Raw genomic sequence first — 20,026 nt, forward strand, 5'->3', positions numbered from 1 at the left:
GGCAGGCTTTGCGGCATGATCGACAAGCTGGAAATGTTCATCGCCTTGGCCAAGGAACGCCATTTCGGCCGCGCGGCCGAGGCGTGCGGTGTGACCCAGCCTTCCCTGTCCGGGGCGATCCGGCAACTGGAGGATCAGCTTGGCGTGCAATTGGTCTTTCGCGGCAGCCGGTTTCAGGGCCTGACGCCCGAGGGCCAGCGGGTGCTGGACCGGGCGCTTGGCATCGTGGGCGATGTCCGGGCGTTGAAGGATGAAATGCGCGTCGTGCGGTCCGGCCTGTCGGGAAACCTGCGGATCGGGGTCATTCCCACCGCATTGCCGATGGTGGCCGATCTGACCGGCCCCTTCACCGCCCGGCATCCGAATGTGCGGGTCTCGATCCTGTCACGCACCAGCATCGAGATCCTGACCGGGATCGAAGCGCTCGATCTGGAAGCCGGGATCACCTATCTGGACAACGAGCCCTTGGGCCGTGTCGCCCAGGTGCCGCTTTATACCGAATTCTACCGCCTTCTGATCTCGCCGGGGTCAGAGCTCGCCGGTCGGCGGCAGGTAAGCTGGGGCGAACTTGCCGCTGTGCCATTGTGCCTTCTGACCGCTGACATGCAGAACCGACGGATCGTCAATCAGCACCTGGGCGAAGCCGGGGTCGAGGTGGCCCCGATGATCGAGTCGAACTCGACCGTGGCGCTGGTGACGCATGTGCTGACCGGGCGCTGGGCGTCGATTGTGCCAAAGCGGCTGGCTGACCTGTTCGTGATGGATGGCCGTCTGGTTTCCGTTCCGATCGTGGACCCCGAGGCGGAACATACCGTCGGCCTGATCGCGGCGCGGCGTGACCCGCAAACACCGGTGCTTCAGGCCTTGGTGGATGAGGCGGTGCGGCAGTTTCGATAGGTTTTGACTATCGTTCGACGGCATATCTGTATTGAAATTCCTATCAAGCGGCGTAAAACGGCAGCACGCTAGCCAAAGGTCTGCCCGCATGCTTGATTCCGCCGACACCACTGACCGGATTTCCGAAATACTTGAGGCCCATAGCGGGCTTGAGGGGCCGCTTTTGCCGATCCTTCACGCCGTGCAGGAGGCCTTTGGCCATGTGCCGCAAGCCGCCGTGCCGCAGATTGCCAAGGCGCTGAATCTGTCCAAGGCCGAGGTTCACGGCGTTGTGACGTTCTATCATGACTTCCGCGAAGCCCCTGCCGGGCGGCATGTGCTGAAACTGTGCCGGGCCGAGGCGTGTCAGGCCATGGGCGCGGACAGGGTGGCCGGTGCGGTCAAGGCGGCGCTGGGGATCGACTGGCACGAAACCACGCCAGATGGCCGCGTGACGCTGGAACCCGTGTTCTGCCTTGGCCTTTGCGCCTGCGGTCCGGCGGCAATGGTGGACGGGCGGCTTGTCGGCCGCTGCGATGAAGGGATTGTCGCAGAGGTGGCGAAATGAAGATCTATGTCCCGCTTGATTCTGCCGCTGTCGCGCTGGGTGCCGATGATGTTGCCGCCGCAATCACCGCCGAGGCCGCGCGCCGCGGCCTGACGGTCGAGGTGGTGCGCAACGGCTCTCGTGGCATGGTCTGGCTGGAGCCGCTGGTTGAGGTCGTCACCGATGCAGGCCGCACCGGTTTCGGCCCGCTGACCCTGACCGATGTGCCGGGGCTGTTCGGTGATCTTGCCAGCCACCCCAAGGCGCTTGGGCCAGTCGAAGACCTGCCGTGGATGAAGGGCCAGACCCGTCTGACCTTTGCCCGCGTCGGCGTGATCGACCCGCTCTCCCTGGCCGAATACGAGGCGCAGGGCGGTCTGGTCGGCCTGCGCCGGGCGCAAGCCATGGACAAGGCCGCCATCGTGGCCGAAGTCACCGAAAGCGGCCTTCGCGGTCGTGGCGGGGCAGGGTTCCCCACCGGCATCAAGTGGAAGACCGTTTCCGAAGCGCCGGGCGCGCAGAAATACATCGTCTGCAACGCCGACGAAGGCGACTCTGCCACCTTCGCTGACCGCATGCTGATGGAAGGTGACCCCTTCACCCTGATCGAGGGTATGGCGATTGCGGGTCTTGCCTGCGGCGCGAACAAGGGGTTTGTGTACATCCGTTCGGAATACCCCGTCGCGATCCGCGTGATGGAAGCCGCCGTCGAGCTTGCGCGCGAAGCCGGGCTGCTTGGCCCGACCTTTGACATGGAAATCCGCGTCGGCGCCGGGGCCTATGTCTGTGGCGAGGAAACCAGCCTTCTGAACAGCCTTGAAGGCAAGCGCGGCGTCGTTCGCGCCAAGCCGCCGCTGCCCGCGCTGGAAGGCTTCATGGGCAAGCCTACCGTTGTGAACAACGTGATCTCGCTGGCCTCGGTGCCGGTGATCATGGCCAAGGGCGCCGCGCATTACAAAGACTTCGGCCTTGGTCGCAGCCGTGGCACCATCCCCCTGCAAATCGCTGGAAACGTGCGCTTTGGCGGGCTTTATGAATGTGCGTTCGGTTTGACCCTTGGCCAGATCGTCGATGACATCGCCGGCGGCACCGCAACCGGCCGTCCGGTCAAGGCTGTGCAGGTCGGTGGCCCCCTGGGCGCCTATCACCCCCGGTCAGAGTTCAACACCCCCTTCGGGTATGAGGAATTCGCCGGCCAAGGCGGTCTGATCGGCCACGCGGGCCTGACGGTATTCGACGACACCGCCGACATGCTGAAGCAGGCCCGCTTCGCGATGGAATTCTGCGCCATCGAATCCTGCGGGAAATGCACACCTTGCCGCATCGGTGCGGTGCGCGGCACCGAAACCATCGACCGAATCGCCAAAGGCGACGCTGACGCCATCCCGCTTCTGACTGACCTCTGCAACACCATGAAATCGGGCTCGCTTTGCGCGCTGGGGGGCTTCACGCCCTATCCGGTAATGTCCGCGCTGACCCATTTCCCCGATGACTTTGCCCCGATGAAGGAGGCCGCCGAATGAAAGACTTCATCATCCCCGACCGCGATTTCGGTACCCCGGCCGCGAAAAGCAAACAGATGGTCACATTGACCATCGACGGCTTTGACGTGACCGTGCCGGAAGGCACCAGCATCATGCGCGCGGCGGCCGAGGCGGGCATTCAGGTGCCCAAGCTTTGCGCGACCGACAGTCTTGAGGCTTTCGGGTCCTGCCGTCTGTGCCTTGTGGAAATCGAAGGCCGCAACGGCACCCCGGCATCCTGCACCACTCCGGTTGCACCCGGCCTGAAGGTCCACACTCAGAACGCCAAGCTGAAGCAACTCCGCCGCGGCGTGATGGAGCTTTACATCTCGGACCACCCGCTGGACTGCCTGACCTGCGCCGCCAACGGCGATTGCGAGTTGCAGGACATGGCCGGCGCCGTCGGCCTGCGTGACGTCCGTTACGAAGCCGTGGAAACCCACTTCCGCGCCAAGAACACCAGCGGCGAGGCGAACCCGCAGTGGTTGCCGAAAGACGACAGCAACCCCTATTTCGCCTATGACCCGGCCAAATGCATCGTCTGCTCGCGCTGCGTCCGCGCCTGTGAGGAAGTGCAGGGCACCTTCGCCCTGACCATCGAGGGCCGTGGCTTCGACAGCCGCGTGTCGTTTGGTGCCAAGACCGATGACGCGCTGGCCTCGGATTGCGTCAGCTGCGGCGCCTGCGTGCAGGCCTGCCCGACAGCAACCCTTACCGAAAAGTCGATCATCGAGATCGGAACCCCGTCCCATTCCGTCATCACCACCTGCGCCTATTGCGGCGTCGGTTGCAGCTTCAAGGCCGAAATGCGCGGCGATGAACTGGTGCGGATGACGCCCTACAAGCACGGCAAGGCCAACCGGGGCCATTCCTGCGTCAAGGGCCGCTTCGCCTACGGCTATGCGTCGCACAAGGACCGCATCCTGAACCCGATGATCCGCGACAGCATCAACGACCCCTGGCAGGAAGTGTCCTGGCCCGAGGCGATGGAGTTTGCCGCGACCAAGATGAAGGGCATCCAGGCCAAGTACGGGCGGCAGTCGGTCGGTGTCATTACCTCCTCGCGCTGCACGAATGAAGAGGCCTATCTGGTCCAGAAACTGACCCGCGCCGTGTTCATGAACAACAATACGGATACCTGCGCGCGCGTCTGCCATTCGCCCACCGGTTACGGGCTTGGCCAGACCTTCGGCACTTCTGCCGGCACGCAAGACTTCGATTCTGTCGAACAGACCGACGTGGTTGTGGTGATCGGCGCGAACCCGACCGACGGCCACCCGGTCTTTGCCAGCCGGCTGAAAAAGCGCCTGCGCAAGGGTGCCAAGCTGATCGTGATCGACCCGCGCCGGATTGATCTTGTCGATGGCCCGCATGTGAAGGCAGCGCATCACCTGCCGCTCCGCCCCGGCACCAACGTCGCCGTGGTCACCGCGCTGGCCCATGTGATTGTGACCGAAGGCCTGATGAACGAAGCCTTCATCCGCGAACGCTGCGACTGGGACGAGTTCCAGGACTACGCCGAGTTTGTCAGCCAGCCGCAGAACTCGCCCGAGGCGACGGAGCTTTTGACCGGCGTCAAGGCAGATGAATTGCGCGCCGCTGCCCGGCTGTTCGCCACCGGCGGCAACGGAGCCATCTACTATGGGCTGGGCGTGACCGAACATTCCCAAGGCTCCACCACCGTCATCGGCATAGCCAACCTTGCCATGCTGACCGGCAACATCGGCCGCCCCGGCGTGGGCGTGAACCCGCTGCGCGGCCAGAACAACGTGCAGGGTTCTTGCGACATGGGGTCGTTCCCGCATGAACTGCCAGGCTACCGGCATGTGAAGAATGACGCGGTGCGGTCCGTGTTCGAGGGCATGTGGGGCGTGACCATAGACAACGAACCGGGCCTGCGCATCCCGAACATGCTGGACGCTGCGGTCGAAGGCACGTTCAAGGGGCTTTATTGCCAGGGTGAGGACATCCTGCAATCGGACCCCGACACCAAGCACGTCGCCGCCGGCCTTGCCGCGATGGAATGTGTGATTGTCCACGATCTTTTCCTGAACGAGACCGCGAATTACGCGCATGTGTTCTTCCCCGGCTCCAGCTTCCTGGAAAAGGACGGCACCTTCACCAACGCCGAACGCCGGATCAACCGCGTCCGCAAGGTGATGGCGCCGCGCAACGGCTATGCCGACTGGGAGGTGACGCAACTGTTCGCCCAAGCCATGGGTGCCAACTGGACCTACACCCACCCCAGCCAGATCATGGATGAAATCGCGATCCTGACCCCCAGCTTTGCCGGCGTCAGCTATGAAAAGCTGGAAGAGATGGGGTCCGTCCAGTGGCCTTGCAACGAAAAGGCACCGGAAGGCACGCCGTTGATGCACATTGACGGGTTCGTGCGCGGCAAGGGCAAGTTCATCCGAACCGAATATGTCGCGACGGACGAAAAGACCGGCCCGCGCTTCCCGCTGCTTCTGACCACCGGGCGCATCCTGTCGCAATACAACGTCGGCGCGCAGACCCGCCGCACCGCGAACGTCGTCTGGCATGATGAAGACGTGCTGGAGATCCACCCCCACGATGCCGAAGTGCGCGGCGTCAAGGATGGTGACTGGGTGCGTCTGGCCAGCCGGTCGGGCGATACCAGCCTGCGGGCCAAGATCACCGACCGGGTCAGCCCCGGCGTGGTCTATACAACCTTCCACCACCCAGACACGCAGGCCAACGTCATCACCACCGACTTCAGCGACTGGGCCACGAACTGCCCGGAATACAAGGTGACGGCGGTGCAGGTATCGCCGTCCAACGGCCCGACCGAGTGGCAAGAGGACTACAACGCCCAAGCCGCCCACTCGCGCCGGATTCTGGCGGCGGAGTGAGCGTTGCAATGAACGGCGCGCGGCCCATCCCCAGGCTGGCATTCGGTTCCTCGGTTATCCCGGGGGCGCATCCCGGCAAGCGCATGCTGCCCGAAGAGGTGGCCGTCGCGCTGTCGTTCAACGGCACGACGCAGGCGGTGATGATGGCCACGCCGGAGGATCTGGTCGATTTCGGCTATGGCTTTGCCCTGACCGAAGGCATTGCCACGCCGGATGAGATCTTGTCGGTCGAGGTGGAAACCCTGCCAAAGGGCCGCGACGTGCAGCTTTGGCTGGCCCCGAAAGCCGAGGTGCGGCTGGCCGCACGGCGTCGCACGATGACCGGGCCGGTTGGCTGTGGTCTGTGCGGGATCGACAGTCTGGATCAGGCGTTGCGCGATGTTCCGACGGTTGCGCCATCGGCGTTTCGCATGTCTCCGGCGCAGGTGATGGCGGCGGTTGCAGCGCTTCCGGGTGAACAGCGGTTGCATGACATGACCCGCGCGGTCCATTGCGCGGGCTTCTGGAATGGCCGGATCGCACTGGCGCGTGAAGATGTCGGGCGGCACAACGCGCTGGACAAGCTGGTCGGCGGGATGCTGCGGGGCGGTATCCAGCCTGAAGGCGCGGTGGTGTTGACCAGCCGCGTGTCCATCGACATGGTGCAGAAGGTCGCCATGCTGGGCGCGCCGATGATCATCGCGGTATCGGCCCCGACGGCGGATGCCGTCAGCCTTGCCGAAACCGCAGGGATCACCCTTGTCGCCCTCGCCCGGCCTGACCGGTTCGAGGTGTTCACCCATTCAGATCGCTTGACGACGGAGGAAAGCCATGTCGGCTGACAAACTTGTGCGCATGGCCAACCAGATTGCGCAGTTCATGGAATCAAAGCCCCATGCCGAAGGGGTGGCCGGGCTCGCGTCCCATATCAACGACTTCTGGGAACCACGGATGCGGCGTCAGTTGTTCGAGGTGATAGACGCGGGCGGCGCAGGTCTGCGGCCCTTGGTGATGGAAGCTGCCACCGCCATCCGCCGCCCTTCCCCGGAAGCGGCGCATTAGTCGCGCAGCACCGCCTCCAGATAGGTGCCATAGCTGCTTTTGCCGAACAGCGCGGCCCGTTCGGCAAGCGCCTCGTGGCTGATCCAGCCTTGCCGAAACGCAATTTCTTCGGGCGAGCCGACCTGCATCCCCTGCCGGTCCTGAAGCGTGCGGACAAAGTTTCCGGCGTCCAGAAGGCTGCCCGGTGTGCCGGTGTCGAGCCAGGCAAATCCGCGCCCCATCCGCTCCACTTCCAGGCTGCCTTCTGACCGGTAGCGTTCCAGAAGTTCGACCATTTCAAGCTCACCACGCGCCGAAGGGCGGATCATGGCCGCAAGGTCGGGCGCGCGACCGTCCAGGAAATAAAGCCCGGTGATTGCGAAGTTTGACGGCGGGCGGGCCGGTTTTTCGACCAGGGCCGTTACTTGACCGGTTTCGTCAAAGATGGCGACGCCATAGCGTTCGGGGTCCGCCACCCGATAGCCGAACACGGTTGCGCCAGTGGCACGGGCATTGGCGCGGGCAAGGGTTTCCGGCAGTCCGTGGCCAAAGAAGATGTTGTCGCCCAGAACCATCGCCGATGGCGCTCCGGCCAGAAAGTCACGCGCCAGCAGATAGGCCTGCGCCAGCCCTTCGGGCCGGTCCTGCACGATCCATGTCAGCGATAGCCCCCACTGCCCGCCATCGCCCAGAAGCCGCTGAAACTGCAGTTGGTCATCCGGCGTGGTGATCACCGCAATCTCGCGGATGCCAGCAAGCATCAGCACTGACAGCGGGTAAAAGATCATCGGTTTGTCATAGACCGGCAGCAGTTGCTTTGAGGTGCCAAGCGTGATCGGCCACAACCGCGAACCGGTGCCACCGGCAAGAATAATGCCTTTGCGGTTCATTGGCTTAACTCCTTCAGGATGTCGGACAGGCCCGCCTGCCAGTCAAGGCGCGGAATGCCGAATACGGTTGCAAGACCCGTGCAGTCCAGACGGGAGTTCAGCGGCCTGCGGGCCGGGGTCGGGTAGTCGGCGGTCAAGACGTCCTCAACCCGGCAGGAAAGCCCGGCCCCGGCCATGACCGCACGCGCAAGCCCGGCCCAACTGGTATCGGGCGCGCCGGCAAGGTGATGGGTGCCACCCGCAGCGCCCGCCATCATTGCGCGGGACGCGGTGAACAGCGCATCCGCTATCGCCGCAGCAGGCGTCGGGCCGCCGATCTGGTCGGCCACAACGCGCAGCACGTCCCGTTCCCGGCCAAGCCGCAGCATCGTCTTGACGAAATTCGCGCCATGGGCCGACACGACCCATGAGGTCCGCAAGATCAGATGCGGCCCGCGAGCTGCGCGGATGCCTGCCTCACCCGCGAGCTTGGACCGGCCGTAGGCGTTCAGCGGGGCGGTCGGATAGTCCGGTGTGAACGGGGTGTGGCCCGCACCGTCAAAGACATAATCGGTGGACAGGTGCAGAAACGGCAGGCCCCGTGCGGCGGCGGCCCGCGCCATGGCGGCAGGGGCATCGCCATTCACCACGGTTGCAGCCGCCTCTTCTGCCTCGGCGCGGTCAACGGCGGTCCATGCGGCGGCGTTGATGATGGCATCGGCCTTTGCCCCCGCAACTGCGGCGGCGCAGGATTCGAGATCAGACAGGTTCGCCACGTCGCGGCCAAGGGCCGTAACCGTTACATCCGCAGGCGCCCGACGGACAAGTTCGCGCGCGACTTGCCCGGTCTGTCCAAAGACAAGCAGCCTCATCCGCCCATCCCCAGCCGCTGCCCGACCCCCTGCCGAGACAAAAGGGGCCGCCACCATGCCTCGTTGTCCAGATACCAGCGCACCGTGCGCCGCAACCCTTCGTCCAGCGTGACCGATGGCCGCCAGCCCAGGTCTTGCCGGATATGGCTGGGGTCAATCGCATAGCGCGCGTCATGGCCGGGCCGGTCTGCGACGAATGAGATCAGTCGGGCATGCGGAGCCCCCGCAGGGTGCATCTCGTCCATCAGCGCACAGATGCGGGTCACGATGTCGATGTTGCGCGCCTCGGCCTCGCCGCCGATGCAGTAGGTTGAGCCCGGATTGCCACGCTGGACCACGCAAAGCAAAGCTTCGGCGTGGTCTTCGACGTAAAGCCAGTCGCGCACATTCGCGCCGCTGCCATAGACCGGGATCGGCTGGCCGTGCAGCGCGTTCAGGATCACCACGGGGATCAGCTTTTCGGGGAAATGATAGGGGCCATAGTTGTTTGAACAATTCGTCAGCAGGACAGGCAGGCCATGGGTTTCGCCCCAGGCGCGGACCAGATGGTCTGACGCCGCCTTTGTTGCCGAATAGGGGCTGTTCGGCGCATAGGGTGAGGTTTCGGAGAAATGCCCCGTTGGCCCAAGCGAGCCAAACACCTCATCCGTGGAGATGTGGTGAAAGCGGAAATCCGCAGGTTTACCGCCTGCCTGCCAATAGGCCCGGGTGGCCTCCAACAGGTTGAAGGTGCCGGTGACATTGGTCTCGACAAAAGCGGCGGGGCCGTCGATCGACCGGTCCACATGGCTTTCGGCGGCCAGATGCATCACCGCGTCGGGGGCGTGGGCGGCAAAGATCCGGTCAAGCGCTGCACGGTCGCGGATATCGGCATGTTCGAACGTATAGCCGGGCGAACCGGCGACCGGGGCAAGGCTTTCCAGACAGGCGGCATAGGTCAGCGCGTCAAGGTTAACCACCTGATGCCCCTTGGCCACCGCCAGCCGGACGACCGCGCTGCCAATGAACCCGGCCCCCCCGGTGATCAGCAGTCTCATGCCGCGCTCCAACGGAATGGCGTGCCGATCTGGGCGAGACGCGGGGCGTTTGCGTCCTTGTCCGACAGGATTGGCGCGGGGATACCCCAATCTATTCCGATCTCGGGGTCATCCCAACGCACCGCGCCGTCATGATCGGGGGCATAGAGGTCCGTGCATTTGTATTGCACCTCGGCCTCGTCGGTCAGCGTCTGGAACCCGTGCAGAAACCCTTTCGGCACAAGAAGCTGGCGGCCGTTTTCGGAAGACAGCTCCACCGCCACCCATTTCGCATATGTGGGAGATCCGGTGCGGATATCCACCGCCACATCAAGGATCGCCCCCCGCGTGCAGCGCACCAGCTTGTCCTGCGCGCGCGGCGGGGACTGGTAGTGCAACCCGCGCAAGGTTCCCTTCGTCGCGGAAAAGGAATGGTTGTCCTGCACGAAAGCAAGATCCAGCCCCGCCTCGGCCATGCGGGCGACGTTCCATGTTTCGCTGAACCAGCCACGCGCATCGCCAAAGCGGCGGGGCGTCAGGATCAGCACGTCGGCAAGGTCAGTCTGGTCGATCTGCATGGGGCCACGGGACAAGGGGGGCAAAGCCAACTTCGCCCGTTCGATGCGCCTTTGCAATGATCCGCGACTGATTGCCCTGCGAGGCCAAAGGACAGCTTGCCTGCCTGGAATGCTGGCCCCTTTTCCCGACCTGTGGTTCTGTTATCAGGAGAAAGGGATTTGCGTGGAAGGACCAGGGGGATGACCCATCTTTGGGTGCGGGCCGAACAGAGGCCGAACGAGGAGCGCGTGGGGATCACGCCCGAAGGGGCGGCGGCTTTGGTAAAGGCCGGGATCCGCGTCACGGTCGAAGACTCCTCTGTCCGCGCGATTGCGATTGAAGGCTACCGCGCCGCCGGGTGCGAGATTGCCGCCGAGAACAGCTGGCCGGAAGCGCCCATCGAAGCCATCATCTTCGGCCTGAAAGAGCTGCCCGAAGATGGCACGCCGCTGACCCACCGCCACATCATGTTCGGCCACGCCTTCAAGGGCCAGCCCGCCGGGCGGGTGCTGCTTCAGCGGTTCAAGACCGGGGGTGGCGCGCTGTACGATCTGGAATATCTGGTTAACGACGAAGGCCGCCGCGTTGCCGCCTTTGGCTATTGGGCGGGCTATGCCGGGGCGGCGCTGGCGCTGAAATGCTGGGCGGCGCAGCAGCGCGGCGGGATTGCCGGACCGGTGCGCAAGGTGGCGTCGCAGGCAGCGCTGCTGGACCAGCTTGCCGCCGATCTGGCCGGTCCTGGCCGTCCCCGCGCGCTGATCATCGGTGCGCTGGGCCGTGTCGGCACCGGTGCTGCCGATCTTTGCACCGCGATGGGCGTGGCCGTGACCCGCTGGGACATGGCCGAGACCGCCAGTGGCGGCCCTTTCCCCGAAGTGCTGGAGCATGAGATCTTCCTCAACTGCATTCTCGCGCGTCCCGGCTGCCCGGTCTTTGTGCCTGCCAGCGCCAAGACAGCCCCCCGCAAGCTGAGGGTGATTGGCGATATCGCCTGCGACCCGACCTCGGATTTCTCGCCGATCAAGGTCTATGACCGCGCGACCGACTGGGATGCCCCGGCGCTGCGGGTCCATGACGATCCGCCGCTGGATGTCACCGCGATCGACAACCTGCCCTCGCTGATGCCGGTGGAATCGTCACAGGACTACGCGGCCCAGCTTCTGCCCTCGCTTCTGACGCTTGATCGGCTGGATCAAGGGGTCTGGGGTCGGGCCAAAGCCGAATTCGACACCCATGTCGCCAACGTCTGAGCCCGTGCAAATCTTTTCGAAAAGATTTGCAGGAATTTTCGAAAATTCTTGCCGCCCCGACCGGCAAGCACAGGGAGAAAGCAAATGACCATCCACTGGTGCGGTACCGGCCTGTCATCCATCCCCGGCCTGCGCCGCCTGATCGAGGCTGGCCACCCGGTCACCGTCTGGAACCGCACCGTCGCCAAGGCAAAGGCCGAGGTCGGTGACATTGCCAAGGATATCCGCCCCTACAGTCTGGAGGCGCTGACGGCAGCCCTTCAGCCCGGGGATGTGGCCATCTCCATGCTACCCGCCGACCAGCATGTCAGCATTGCCAAGGCCTGTCTGGCAAAGGGGGCGCATTTCGTTTCCTCGTCCTATATCGCGCCAGAGATGCGCGAACTGGATCAGGCTTTCCGCGAAGCGGGGCTGGTGTCGATCAACGAAGTCGGGCTTGATCCCGGCATTGATCACCTGATGGCGCATGATCTGGTGGCCCGCTACCGCGCGTCCAAGGCGTTTTCGCCGGACAACACGCTCAGCTTCACGTCCTATTGTGGGGGGGTGCCGAAGATCCCCAATGCGTTTCGCTACAAGTTCAGTTGGGCGCCCGCGGGGGTTTTGAAGGCGCTTCGGTCGCCGTCACGCAGCTTGCGCCATTTCACCGAACTGCGGGTCGCGCGTCCGTGGGACGCGATCACCCGCTATGACGCGCCCCTGCCGCAGCCGGAAAGCTTTGAGGTCTATCCCAACCGCGACAGCTATCCATTCATGCAGGACTACCGGTTCGAGCCGCATTGGAAAGTGCGCGACTTCGTGCGCGGGACGATCCGGCTGAACGGCTGGGCCGATGCATGGGCGCCGATCTTCGAGGAAATCGAGGCGCTGGAGGGGAAGCCTGCCGCCGAGGTTGACGCCGCGCTGAACGCCCGGGCGGCAGCGCTGTTGGAAGACAATGCCTATGCCGAGGGCGAGCCGGACCGTGTCGTGCTGTTCGTGTCGCTCAAGGCGGAAAAGGACGGCAAGCCGGTCTATCACGAAACATGGGCGATGGACGCATGGGGCGATGCGCGCGGCACGGCGATGGGGCGGCTGGTATCGGTTCCCGTGTCGCTGGCGGTCGAGGCGGTGCTGACCCGCGAGATTCCGGCCGGGGTCTATGCGGCGCCGCATGACCCGCGTCTTGTGACGCGCTGGTTGGCGGAGGTTGGCAATCTGGCGCAACACATGGACCGGATCGACCACTTGGCCTGAACCTTGGCGGCAGGGGTCCGGCGACCGTCCATCTGCGATTGAGGTGACAGGGGGCGTCACTTAGGGCTATGCTGACATCTGACGATCCGGGCAAACCGGACATCTGGGGCAAGCGGGCGTGGGCGGCAATTCGAAGGCGAAAGATCGGTTCGGTCGTCTGGCTGACAGGCTGGCAGCGTTCGCGGCAAGGCGGGCGCGTCCTGCGGGTGGCTTTGTGTCGCAGCCCGAACCACGCTCCATCGGCGTCTATGCCCGAGGCAAGCAACTGGTGGCGGGGAACATCCTGCTGGCTGGCCATCTTGCCGAAGCGCCGGAAAGATCACTTTGGGAGATTGGACCGACCAGCGCGGACTTTCGGACAGAAGCCCATGGCTTTGCCTGGCTGGACGATCTGGCTGCCTTCGGGACCGCCGCCGCGCGCCGGCAGGCGCAGGCCTGGACCTGGGACTGGATCTATCGCTATGGGGCCGGGCGTGGCCCGGGCTGGACGCCAGACCTGACCGGGCGGCGGATCATCCGCTGGATCCACCATGCAACCCTGCTTCTCTCGGGCCGGGACCGGGCCGAAACCGAGGCCTACTATCGCGCGCTTGCCTGTCAGTCTGCCTTTCTGGCGCGGCGCTGGAAGGCCGCAGCCCCCGGCCTGCCGCGGTTCGAGGCGTTGACGGGGCTTGTCTATGCCGGTTTGTCCCTGATCGGCATGGAACGGCTGATCGCCCCCGCGATCGCAGAACTCGCCCGGGCCTGTGACCTTGAGATCGACAAGGAGGGCGGCATTCCGACCCGCAACCCGGAAGAGCTTCTGGAGGTCTTGACCCTGCTGACCTGGGCTGCAAGCGCCATGACCGAGGCGGCCCATCCCGTTCCGCCTGCGATTTCGGCGGCAATCACCAGGATTGCGCCCGCGCTTCGCACTCTGCGCCATGCCGACGGAGACCTTGCACGGTTCCATGGCGGCGGGAAGGGTGCGGAAGGCCGGCTTGATCAGGCCCTTGCCGCAGCCGGCGCCCGCCCCGGCATCACGCCGACCATCGCAATGGGCTTTGTCCGCCTGTCGGGGCGGCGGACGTCGGTCATCGTCGATGCATCCTCGCCACCAGGAGGGCGGGCGGCGGTGACGGCACATGCCTCGACCGCGGCCTTCGAGCTTACGTCTGGCCGGCGGGCCTTGATCGTCAGTTGCGGTTCGGGTGCCGGTTTCGGCCCGGCATGGCGGCGAGCCGCCCGTGCCACCCAATCACATTCGGTCCTTTCCATTGATGGAGCCTCATCGTCACGCTTTGGTATTTCGGGCGAAGCGATGGAGCAGCGCGCCACAATCACCGCTTCGCGCTTTACGGCGGGCAGCGAAGGGGCTGACCTTTTCCTTGCTCACGACGGCTGGGCGGTCAGTCATGGTCTTACGGCCAGCCGAAGCCTGACCCTTTCTGCGGACGGACGCAGGCTTTCCGGCGTTGAGGCGCTGACCGCCCTGACGGCTGAAGCGCGGCGGCGCTTTGAAGACATGATGACGATGACCGCAATGGAAGGCGCACAATTTTCGATCCGCTTTCATCTGCATCCCGAAGTGGATGCCGCATTGGACATGGCCGATACTGCTGTCTCCATGGCTCTGCGCAGCGGAGAAATCTGGGTCTTCCGCTTTTCCGGTGCTGCGAGTCTGACGTTGGAACCGTCGGCATTTCTTGAAAAAGGCCGCCTTAAGCCACGTCCTTGCACACAAATCGTGCTAAGAGGGCAGGCGCGCGGCTTTGAAACCCGGATAGGCTGGACCTTGGCGAAGGCAAAGGATACTCCGCTGGCGATCCGTGATCTGGAAAGCAACGACCTCGAAGGGTTCGGCTGACAGGCCCGGGTCAACAGGTTCAGCCACAAGGTTGGGCCTCAGGGCAAAGCGACAGGGTTTCCGTATGACCAACCTCGTTCCCATCGGCCGCGCGCTGATTTCTGTTTCCGACAAGTCGGGTCTACTGGAACTTGCCCGCGCGCTTGCCAGCCAGGGTGTCGAACTCATCTCGACCAGTGGCACCCTGCTGATGCTGCGCACGGCAGGGCTGAAGGTTCGTGACGTGGCCGAGGTGACGGGCTTCCCCGAGATGATGGATGGGCGCGTCAAGACGTTGCACCCCAATGTCCACGGCGGCCTTCTTGCCCTGCGTGACGATGACGAACACCTTGTCGCCATGGCCGCCCACGGGATCGAGCCGATCGACCTTCTGATCGTCAACCTCTACCCGTTCGAGGAAACCGTGGCCAAGGGTGCAGACCACGCCACCTGTATCGAGAACATCGACATCGGCGGCCCCGCGATGATCCGCGCCGCATCAAAGAACCACCGCTTCGTGACTGTCATCACTGACCCGGCCGATTATGATGCGCTGATTGATCAGATGCGCGCAAATGACGGTGCCACGACGCTGGCCTTTCGTCAGAAGCAGGCCTTGACGGCCTATTCCCGCACTGCGGCCTATGACACCGCCGTGTCCACCTGGCTGGCGGGTGAAACCAACGAAGCGACGCCGCGCTACCGCAGCTTTGCCGGCAAACTGGCGCAGCCCCTGCGCTACGGCGAAAACCCGCACCAGTCCGCCGCCTTCTACACCGACGGCAGCCGCCGCCCCGGCGTTGCCACCGCCCGCCAGTGGCAGGGCAAGGAGCTGTCCTACAACAACATCAACGACACCGACGCTGCCTTCGAACTGGTGGCGGAATTTTTCGGCGGCGATCCCGCCTGCGCCATCATCAAGCACGCCAACCCCTGCGGCGTGGCCCGCGCCTCGACCTTGGTGGAAGCCTATCGCCGCGCCTATGTCTGCGACCAGACCTCGGCTTTCGGGGGCATTGTCGCGCTGAACCAGCCGCTTGACGCCGAAACCGCCGAAGAGATCGTCAAGATATTCACCGAAGTCGTCATCGCCCCCGGGGCCAGCGATGAGGCAAAGGCGATCTTTGCCGCCAAGAAGAACCTGCGCCTTCTGACCACCGCTGCCCTGCCTGATCCCAGCGTAAAGGCGCTTGCCTTCAAGCAGGTCGCAGGCGGCTTTCTTGTGCAAGACCGTGACTCGGGCCATATCACGGCGGCCGACCTCAAGGTCGTCACCAGGCGCCCCCCCACCGACAAGGAACTTGCCGACCTCATGTTTGCATGGACCGTCGCCAAACACGTCAAGTCCAACGCCATCATCTATGTCCGGGACGGCGCGACCGTCGGCGTGGGTGCCGGCCAGATGAGCCGCGTTGACAGCACCCGCATTGCCGCCCGCAAGGCCGAAGACATGGCCGAAACCCTCGGCCTGCCCGCGCCCCTGACCCAAGGCGCGGTTGTCGCCTCGGACGCCTTCTTCCCCTTCGCCGACGGTCTGATCACCGCAGCCGAAGCAGGTGCCACCGCCATCATCCAGCCCGGCGGGTCGATGCGCGATGATGAGGTGATTGCGGCGGCTGACGCGCGTGGCCTTGCCATGGTCTTCACCGGCATGCGCCATTTCCGGCACTGACATGCGCCGTTTCTGGATCACCGCAGCTGCCGTTTTCGGGCTGGATCAGTTGACGAAACTGGCCGTCGTCCACGGCCTGAACCTGATCGAGCGGGGCGAGATTGACGTGCTGCCCCCCTTCCTTGTGTTCCGCATGGCGTGGAACTACGGGGTGAACTTCGGCCTTTTCGCCGGTGGCTCGGACGCGACGCGCTGGGTGCTGATCACGATTGCGTTGGCGATCTCGGCCTGGGTCATCTGGTGGATGCGCAGTGAACAGGGCAGTTGGAAGGCGCAGGTGTCGGGTGGCCTTCTGGTCGGCGGCGCGCTGGGCAATGTGATCGACCGTATCGCCTATGGCGCGGTGGCCGATTTTCTGAACATGTCGTGCTGCGGGATCGAGAACCCCTATGCCTTCAATGTGGCTGATATCGCGATCTTTGCGGGGGCCTTGGGGCTGGTGATCTTTGCCGGGGGTGACCCCAAGGGTGGAAAACCCGAGCGGACAAAGCGCTAAAGACCCCGTGACGACCGCTGCGCTTTAGGCTAAGACAGAAAAAAGACGGGTGCGGAGGCAAGGAATGCGGGCAGCGACAGGCAAGGCGATCTTCGCGGTTGCGATGATGCTGGCGCTTGCGGCCTGCGGTGGCGGTGACGCACCGCAGCTGATGAACCTTCGCAGCGGCCCAGGCCCCGATGAATTCGGGATCGTGCCGCCAAAGCCATTGCAGATGCCCGAAACCCTTGCGGAACTTCCCGAACCTTCACCGGGAGGACCGAACCTGACCGATGCGCAGCCTTTTGACGATGCGATCATCGCCTTGGGTGGCAAGCCGTCGGGTGCCGGGGGAATCCCCGCAGGTGACGGCGCGCTTTATTCCCATGCGGCACGGTTCGGCGTGGATGGCGGGATTCGCAATGTTCTTGCCTCGGAAGACCTTCAGTGGCGGCGTGACAACAACGGGCGCATTCTGGAACGGCTGTTCAACGTGAATGTCTATTACAAGGCCTACCGCGCGCAGCGGCTGGACCAGCAGGCAGAGCTCGCGCGCTGGCGGAAACTGGGGATCAAGACCCCATCCGCCCCGCCGCGCAAACCTGGCGAAGAGTAACAAGCTCGTTGGTGGCCCTTGATTGTGGCCGCCACGCCAGCAGTTATAGCCAAACGTTCCCGGAGGTGCTGATGCCCCTGATCAATGGTCGCAAGACCGGCCTTGGATTTGGCCGAAGATCTGGTCTTTGTGCCGCGCTGGCCTTTGCCTGCGTTCTGGCTCTTGCCGAAAAGGTCACGGCCGAGACGGTCACAACCTTCACCTTGGACAACGGCCTTGATGTCGTGGTGATCGAGGATCATCGCGCCCCGGTGGCCGTTCAGATGATCTGGTATCGCGTCGGGGCTGCGGATGAGCCCGCAGGCCAGTCGGGCATCGCGCATTTTCTGGAACACCTGATGTTCAAGGGGACCGAAAAGATCGCGCCCAACCAGTTCTCGGCCACAGTGGAGGCACAGGGCGGCGATGACAACGCCTTCACCTCATGGGACTACACCGCCTATTTCCAGCGGATTGCAGCCGATCGGCTGGATCTGGTCATGGAGATGGAGGCCGATCGGATGCGCAATCTGGTTCTTACCGAAGATGATGTTCTGACCGAACGGCAAGTCATTCTGGAAGAGCGCGCACAGCGCACCGAAACCAGCCCTGGCGCGCTGTTGTCAGAACAGATGCGCGCGGCGCAGTATCTGAACCATCCCTATGCCATCCCGATCATCGGCTGGCGGCACGAGATGGAAGACCTCAGCCGCGAAGACGCGCTGGCCTATTACCAACGATTTTACGCCCCGAACAACGCGATCCTTGTCGTCGCCGGTGACGTGACCCCGGATGAGGTACGGGCGCTGGCCGAAAAGCACTATGGCCCGCTGGAACCCAGCACTGGCATTGCCCAGCGCGACCGTCCACAAGAGCCGCCGCAACTGGCCGAACGACGGATCACGCTTGCTGATGAACGTGTGTCCGAACCCTATGTGATCCGCACCCATCTTGCCCCGGAACGCGATCCGGGCAACCAGTCCGAGGCCGCCGCCCTGACCGTTCTGGCCGAGCTTCTGGGGGGCAATGGTCAGACCTCTGTCCTTGCCCGCGCACTGCAATTTGACAGCCAGACGGCGGTCTATGCCTCGGCCTTCTACAGCGGCGCATCGATTGATGACGCGACTTTCGGGCTGATCGTGGTGCCAAGCCCCGGAGTATCGCTGGAAACGGCGGAGGCCGAACTTGACCGCGTTATTGCCGATTTCCTGCGCGACGGCCCGGATCCGGCCGCGTTGGAACGTATCCGCACGCAGGTCCGCGCGGGAGACATCTATGCGCGCGACAATGTGCAATCGCTTGCCCGCCGCTATGGCGAGGCGCTGAGCATCGGCCTGACCATCGACGACATCGAAAGCTGGGACGACGCGCTTTTCGCGGTGACCGAGGCGGATATCCTGGCCGCCGCCGAAAAGGTGTTTGACCGTCGCAATGCCGTGACCGGCTGGTTGACCCGTCCCGAAGCGGCACCCGACACCTTTGCCGCGCCAGAAGGAGAGACCAGCGAATGATCCGCATCCTGGCAGCGTTTTTCATTGCCCTTGCGCTGCCTGCGCAAGCGGAATTGAACATCAAGGAAGTCACCTCGCCCGGCGGGATCACCGCATGGCTTGTTGAAGATCACAACATCCCCTTCACCGCGCTGGAAATCCGGTTTCGCGGCGGCACTTCGCTTGATGCACCCGATCAGCGCGGGGCCGTCAACCTGATGACCGCGCTGATCGAGGAAGGTGCCGACGACATGGACAGCCGCGCCTTTGCCGAAGCGCGCGACAGTCTCGCGGCAGAGTTCAGCTTTGATTCCGGTGGCGATTCCATCAGTGTCTCGGCCCGCTTTCTGACCGAAAACCGTGATCAGGCCATTGCGCTTCTGCGCGAGGCGCTGGTCAATCCGCGCTTTGATCAGGACGCAGTTGATCGGGTGCGCGAACAGGTTCTGTCGATCTTGCGGTCGAATGCGAAGGACCCTGATACCATCACCGGGACCACCTTTGACCAACTGGCCTTTGGCGACCACCCCTATGGCTTCCCAGGCGAAGGCACGGTTGAAACCGTAACGACGCTGACCCGCGCTGACATCCTTGCCGCCCACAAGGGCGCGCTGGCGCGGGACCGGATCTATTTCTCTGCCGCTGGTGACATCACTGAAGCAGAGCTGGGGCCGCTTCTGGACCGGTTGCTGGGCGATTTGCCCGCCACGGGTGCGCCCTTGCCGCCCCGCGCCGACTGGCTTTTGCCACCCGGCCAGACGGTTGTCGATTTTCCGACCCCGCAAGCCACCGTGCGCTTTGGCCATGTCGGCATCCCGCGCGATGATGATGATTTCTTCGCCGCCTTCATCCTGAACGAGGTGATGGGCGGCGGCCGCTTCACCGCGCGCCTGATGAGCGAGGTGCGCGAAAAGCGCGGGCTGACCTATGGCATCGGCAGCTATCTGGTCAGCATGGACCAGTCGGAAATGCTGCTGGGCCAGTTTGCCGCCTCGAATGACAAGGTGGCCGAGGCGATTGACGTGCTGCGCGCCGAATGGACCCGGATCGCCACCCAAGGCATCACGGCCGAAGAACTGGAGACAACCAAGACCTACCTGACCGGCTCATACCCGCTGCGGTTTGACGGGAATGGCCCTATCGCCCGAATCCTTGTGGGGATGCAGATGCAGGGCCTGCCGATCGACTATGCGGTCACCCGGAATGACAAGATCGAGGCCGTGACGCTGGAAGATGCCAAGCGCGTCGCCGCCCGCATCTTCCTGCCCGAAGCGCTTCATTTCGTGGTTGTAGGTCAGCCAACCGGTCTTTGATGCCAATGGAGCGCTC

The 20,026-nt window shown here is 64.0% G+C and carries 18 protein-coding genes; 14 read left to right on the top strand and 4 right to left on the bottom strand.

What is annotated here, in order from left to right; genetic code table 11:
* The first annotated feature begins 15 nt into the window (after positions 1-15).
* From QUV21_RS11670 to QUV21_RS11695, 6 genes are all read left to right on the top strand, one after another.
* The gene (locus QUV21_RS11670; protein ID WP_300855115.1) at positions 16-897 is read left to right on the top strand and encodes a LysR family transcriptional regulator; all 882 of its coding nucleotides are present in this window, start codon (positions 16-18) and stop codon (positions 895-897) included.
* Between the two features lie 88 nt (positions 898-985).
* A complete protein-coding gene (locus tag QUV21_RS11675; protein WP_300855116.1) occupies positions 986-1,444 on the top strand; it encodes a formate dehydrogenase subunit gamma in 459 nt (152 codons plus the stop codon).
* Entirely contained in the window at positions 1,441-2,946 is a 1,506-nt protein-coding gene (locus QUV21_RS11680; RefSeq protein WP_300855117.1) for a formate dehydrogenase beta subunit, read from the top strand. The genes QUV21_RS11675 and QUV21_RS11680 overlap by 4 nt, the downstream gene beginning before the upstream one ends.
* A complete protein-coding gene (gene fdhF, locus QUV21_RS11685) occupies positions 2,943-5,819 on the top strand; it encodes a formate dehydrogenase subunit alpha (RefSeq protein ID WP_300855118.1) in 2,877 nt (958 codons plus the stop codon). Before QUV21_RS11680 ends, fdhF begins: the two co-directional genes overlap by 4 nt.
* Before the next feature lie 8 nt (positions 5,820-5,827).
* Entirely contained in the window at positions 5,828-6,640 is an 813-nt protein-coding gene (fdhD, locus tag QUV21_RS11690) for a formate dehydrogenase accessory sulfurtransferase FdhD (protein ID WP_300855306.1), read from the top strand.
* Positions 6,630-6,860, top strand: a complete 231-nt coding sequence (locus QUV21_RS11695) for a formate dehydrogenase subunit delta (RefSeq protein ID WP_300855119.1) — start codon at positions 6,630-6,632, stop codon at positions 6,858-6,860. The genes fdhD and QUV21_RS11695 overlap by 11 nt, the downstream gene beginning before the upstream one ends.
* Here QUV21_RS11695 and rfbA read toward each other — a convergent pair.
* Genes rfbA through rfbC form a run of 4 tightly spaced genes read right to left on the bottom strand, consistent with a single transcriptional unit; the run spans position 6,857 to position 10,174 of the window.
* Positions 6,857-7,729 carry a glucose-1-phosphate thymidylyltransferase RfbA gene (gene rfbA / locus QUV21_RS11700; RefSeq protein WP_300855121.1) on the bottom strand — a complete coding sequence of 291 codons (873 nt, stop codon included), beginning with the start codon at positions 7,727-7,729 and terminating at the stop codon, positions 6,857-6,859. The two genes, QUV21_RS11695 and rfbA, sit on opposite strands and share 4 nt — an antisense overlap.
* Complete coding sequence (gene rfbD / locus QUV21_RS11705) at positions 7,726-8,580, bottom strand: dTDP-4-dehydrorhamnose reductase (RefSeq protein ID WP_300855122.1); 855 nt, start codon at positions 8,578-8,580, stop codon at positions 7,726-7,728. Before rfbD ends, rfbA begins: the two co-directional genes overlap by 4 nt.
* A complete protein-coding gene (rfbB, locus tag QUV21_RS11710; protein ID WP_300855123.1) occupies positions 8,577-9,617 on the bottom strand; it encodes a dTDP-glucose 4,6-dehydratase in 1,041 nt (346 codons plus the stop codon). Before rfbB ends, rfbD begins: the two co-directional genes overlap by 4 nt.
* On the bottom strand, positions 9,614-10,174 hold the full coding sequence (gene rfbC, locus QUV21_RS11715) for a dTDP-4-dehydrorhamnose 3,5-epimerase (protein WP_300855124.1): 561 nt from the start codon (positions 10,172-10,174) through the stop codon (positions 9,614-9,616). Before rfbC ends, rfbB begins: the two co-directional genes overlap by 4 nt.
* 180 nt (positions 10,175-10,354) lie before the next feature.
* On the opposite strand from rfbC, the gene QUV21_RS11720 reads away from it, so the two are divergent.
* From QUV21_RS11720 to QUV21_RS11755, 8 genes are all read left to right on the top strand, one after another.
* Positions 10,355-11,404 (top strand): saccharopine dehydrogenase, encoded by a 1,050-nt coding sequence (locus QUV21_RS11720; protein WP_300855125.1) that lies wholly within the window; start codon positions 10,355-10,357, stop codon positions 11,402-11,404.
* 84 nt (positions 11,405-11,488) lie between these two features.
* Positions 11,489-12,640, top strand: a complete 1,152-nt coding sequence (locus tag QUV21_RS11725; RefSeq protein WP_300855127.1) for a saccharopine dehydrogenase family protein — start codon at positions 11,489-11,491, stop codon at positions 12,638-12,640.
* 118 nt (positions 12,641-12,758) lie between these two features.
* Positions 12,759-14,486, top strand: coding sequence for a heparinase II/III family protein (locus QUV21_RS11730; RefSeq protein WP_300855128.1), 1,728 nt, complete (start codon positions 12,759-12,761; stop codon positions 14,484-14,486).
* Between the two features lie 64 nt (positions 14,487-14,550).
* Entirely contained in the window at positions 14,551-16,137 is a 1,587-nt protein-coding gene (gene purH, locus QUV21_RS11735) for a bifunctional phosphoribosylaminoimidazolecarboxamide formyltransferase/IMP cyclohydrolase (protein WP_300855129.1), read from the top strand.
* Between the two features lies 1 nt (position 16,138).
* Positions 16,139-16,633, top strand: a complete 495-nt coding sequence (gene lspA, locus QUV21_RS11740) for a signal peptidase II (protein ID WP_300855130.1) — start codon at positions 16,139-16,141, stop codon at positions 16,631-16,633.
* A gap of 64 nt (positions 16,634-16,697) precedes the next feature.
* On the top strand, positions 16,698-17,228 hold the full coding sequence (locus QUV21_RS11745) for a DUF3035 domain-containing protein (protein ID WP_300855131.1): 531 nt from the start codon (positions 16,698-16,700) through the stop codon (positions 17,226-17,228).
* Between the two features lie 71 nt (positions 17,229-17,299).
* Positions 17,300-18,718 carry a pitrilysin family protein gene (locus tag QUV21_RS11750; RefSeq protein WP_300855132.1) on the top strand — a complete coding sequence of 473 codons (1,419 nt, stop codon included), beginning with the start codon at positions 17,300-17,302 and terminating at the stop codon, positions 18,716-18,718.
* The gene (locus QUV21_RS11755; RefSeq protein ID WP_300855133.1) at positions 18,715-20,010 is read left to right on the top strand and encodes a pitrilysin family protein; all 1,296 of its coding nucleotides are present in this window, start codon (positions 18,715-18,717) and stop codon (positions 20,008-20,010) included. The genes QUV21_RS11750 and QUV21_RS11755 overlap by 4 nt, the downstream gene beginning before the upstream one ends.
* Positions 20,011-20,026: the final 16 nt, after the last annotated feature.

It is taken from the genome of Tabrizicola sp. (assembly GCF_030373185.1).
Lineage (GTDB): Bacteria > Pseudomonadota > Alphaproteobacteria > Rhodobacterales > Rhodobacteraceae > Tabrizicola.

Bases quoted from the DNA above. Each gene is read 5' to 3' on its own strand.
- QUV21_RS11670 (WP_300855115.1), top strand. From the start codon at position 16: ATGATCGACAAGCTGGAAATGTTCATCGCCTTGGCCAAGGAACGCCAT.
- QUV21_RS11675 (WP_300855116.1), top strand. From the start codon at position 986: ATGCTTGATTCCGCCGACACCACTGACCGGATTTCCGAAATACTTGAG.
- QUV21_RS11680 (WP_300855117.1), top strand. From the start codon at position 1,441: ATGAAGATCTATGTCCCGCTTGATTCTGCCGCTGTCGCGCTGGGTGCC.
- fdhF (WP_300855118.1), top strand. From the start codon at position 2,943: ATGAAAGACTTCATCATCCCCGACCGCGATTTCGGTACCCCGGCCGCG.
- fdhD (WP_300855306.1), top strand. From the start codon at position 5,828: ATGAACGGCGCGCGGCCCATCCCCAGGCTGGCATTCGGTTCCTCGGTT.
- QUV21_RS11695 (WP_300855119.1), top strand. From the start codon at position 6,630: ATGTCGGCTGACAAACTTGTGCGCATGGCCAACCAGATTGCGCAGTTC.
- rfbA (WP_300855121.1), bottom strand. From the start codon at position 7,729: ATGAACCGCAAAGGCATTATTCTTGCCGGTGGCACCGGTTCGCGGTTG.
- rfbD (WP_300855122.1), bottom strand. From the start codon at position 8,580: ATGAGGCTGCTTGTCTTTGGACAGACCGGGCAAGTCGCGCGCGAACTT.
- rfbB (WP_300855123.1), bottom strand. From the start codon at position 9,617: ATGAGACTGCTGATCACCGGGGGGGCCGGGTTCATTGGCAGCGCGGTC.
- rfbC (WP_300855124.1), bottom strand. From the start codon at position 10,174: ATGCAGATCGACCAGACTGACCTTGCCGACGTGCTGATCCTGACGCCC.
- QUV21_RS11720 (WP_300855125.1), top strand. From the start codon at position 10,355: ATGACCCATCTTTGGGTGCGGGCCGAACAGAGGCCGAACGAGGAGCGC.
- QUV21_RS11725 (WP_300855127.1), top strand. From the start codon at position 11,489: ATGACCATCCACTGGTGCGGTACCGGCCTGTCATCCATCCCCGGCCTG.
- purH (WP_300855129.1), top strand. From the start codon at position 14,551: ATGACCAACCTCGTTCCCATCGGCCGCGCGCTGATTTCTGTTTCCGAC.
- lspA (WP_300855130.1), top strand. From the start codon at position 16,139: ATGCGCCGTTTCTGGATCACCGCAGCTGCCGTTTTCGGGCTGGATCAG.
- QUV21_RS11745 (WP_300855131.1), top strand. From the start codon at position 16,698: ATGCGGGCAGCGACAGGCAAGGCGATCTTCGCGGTTGCGATGATGCTG.
- QUV21_RS11750 (WP_300855132.1), top strand. From the start codon at position 17,300: ATGCCCCTGATCAATGGTCGCAAGACCGGCCTTGGATTTGGCCGAAGA.
- QUV21_RS11755 (WP_300855133.1), top strand. From the start codon at position 18,715: ATGATCCGCATCCTGGCAGCGTTTTTCATTGCCCTTGCGCTGCCTGCG.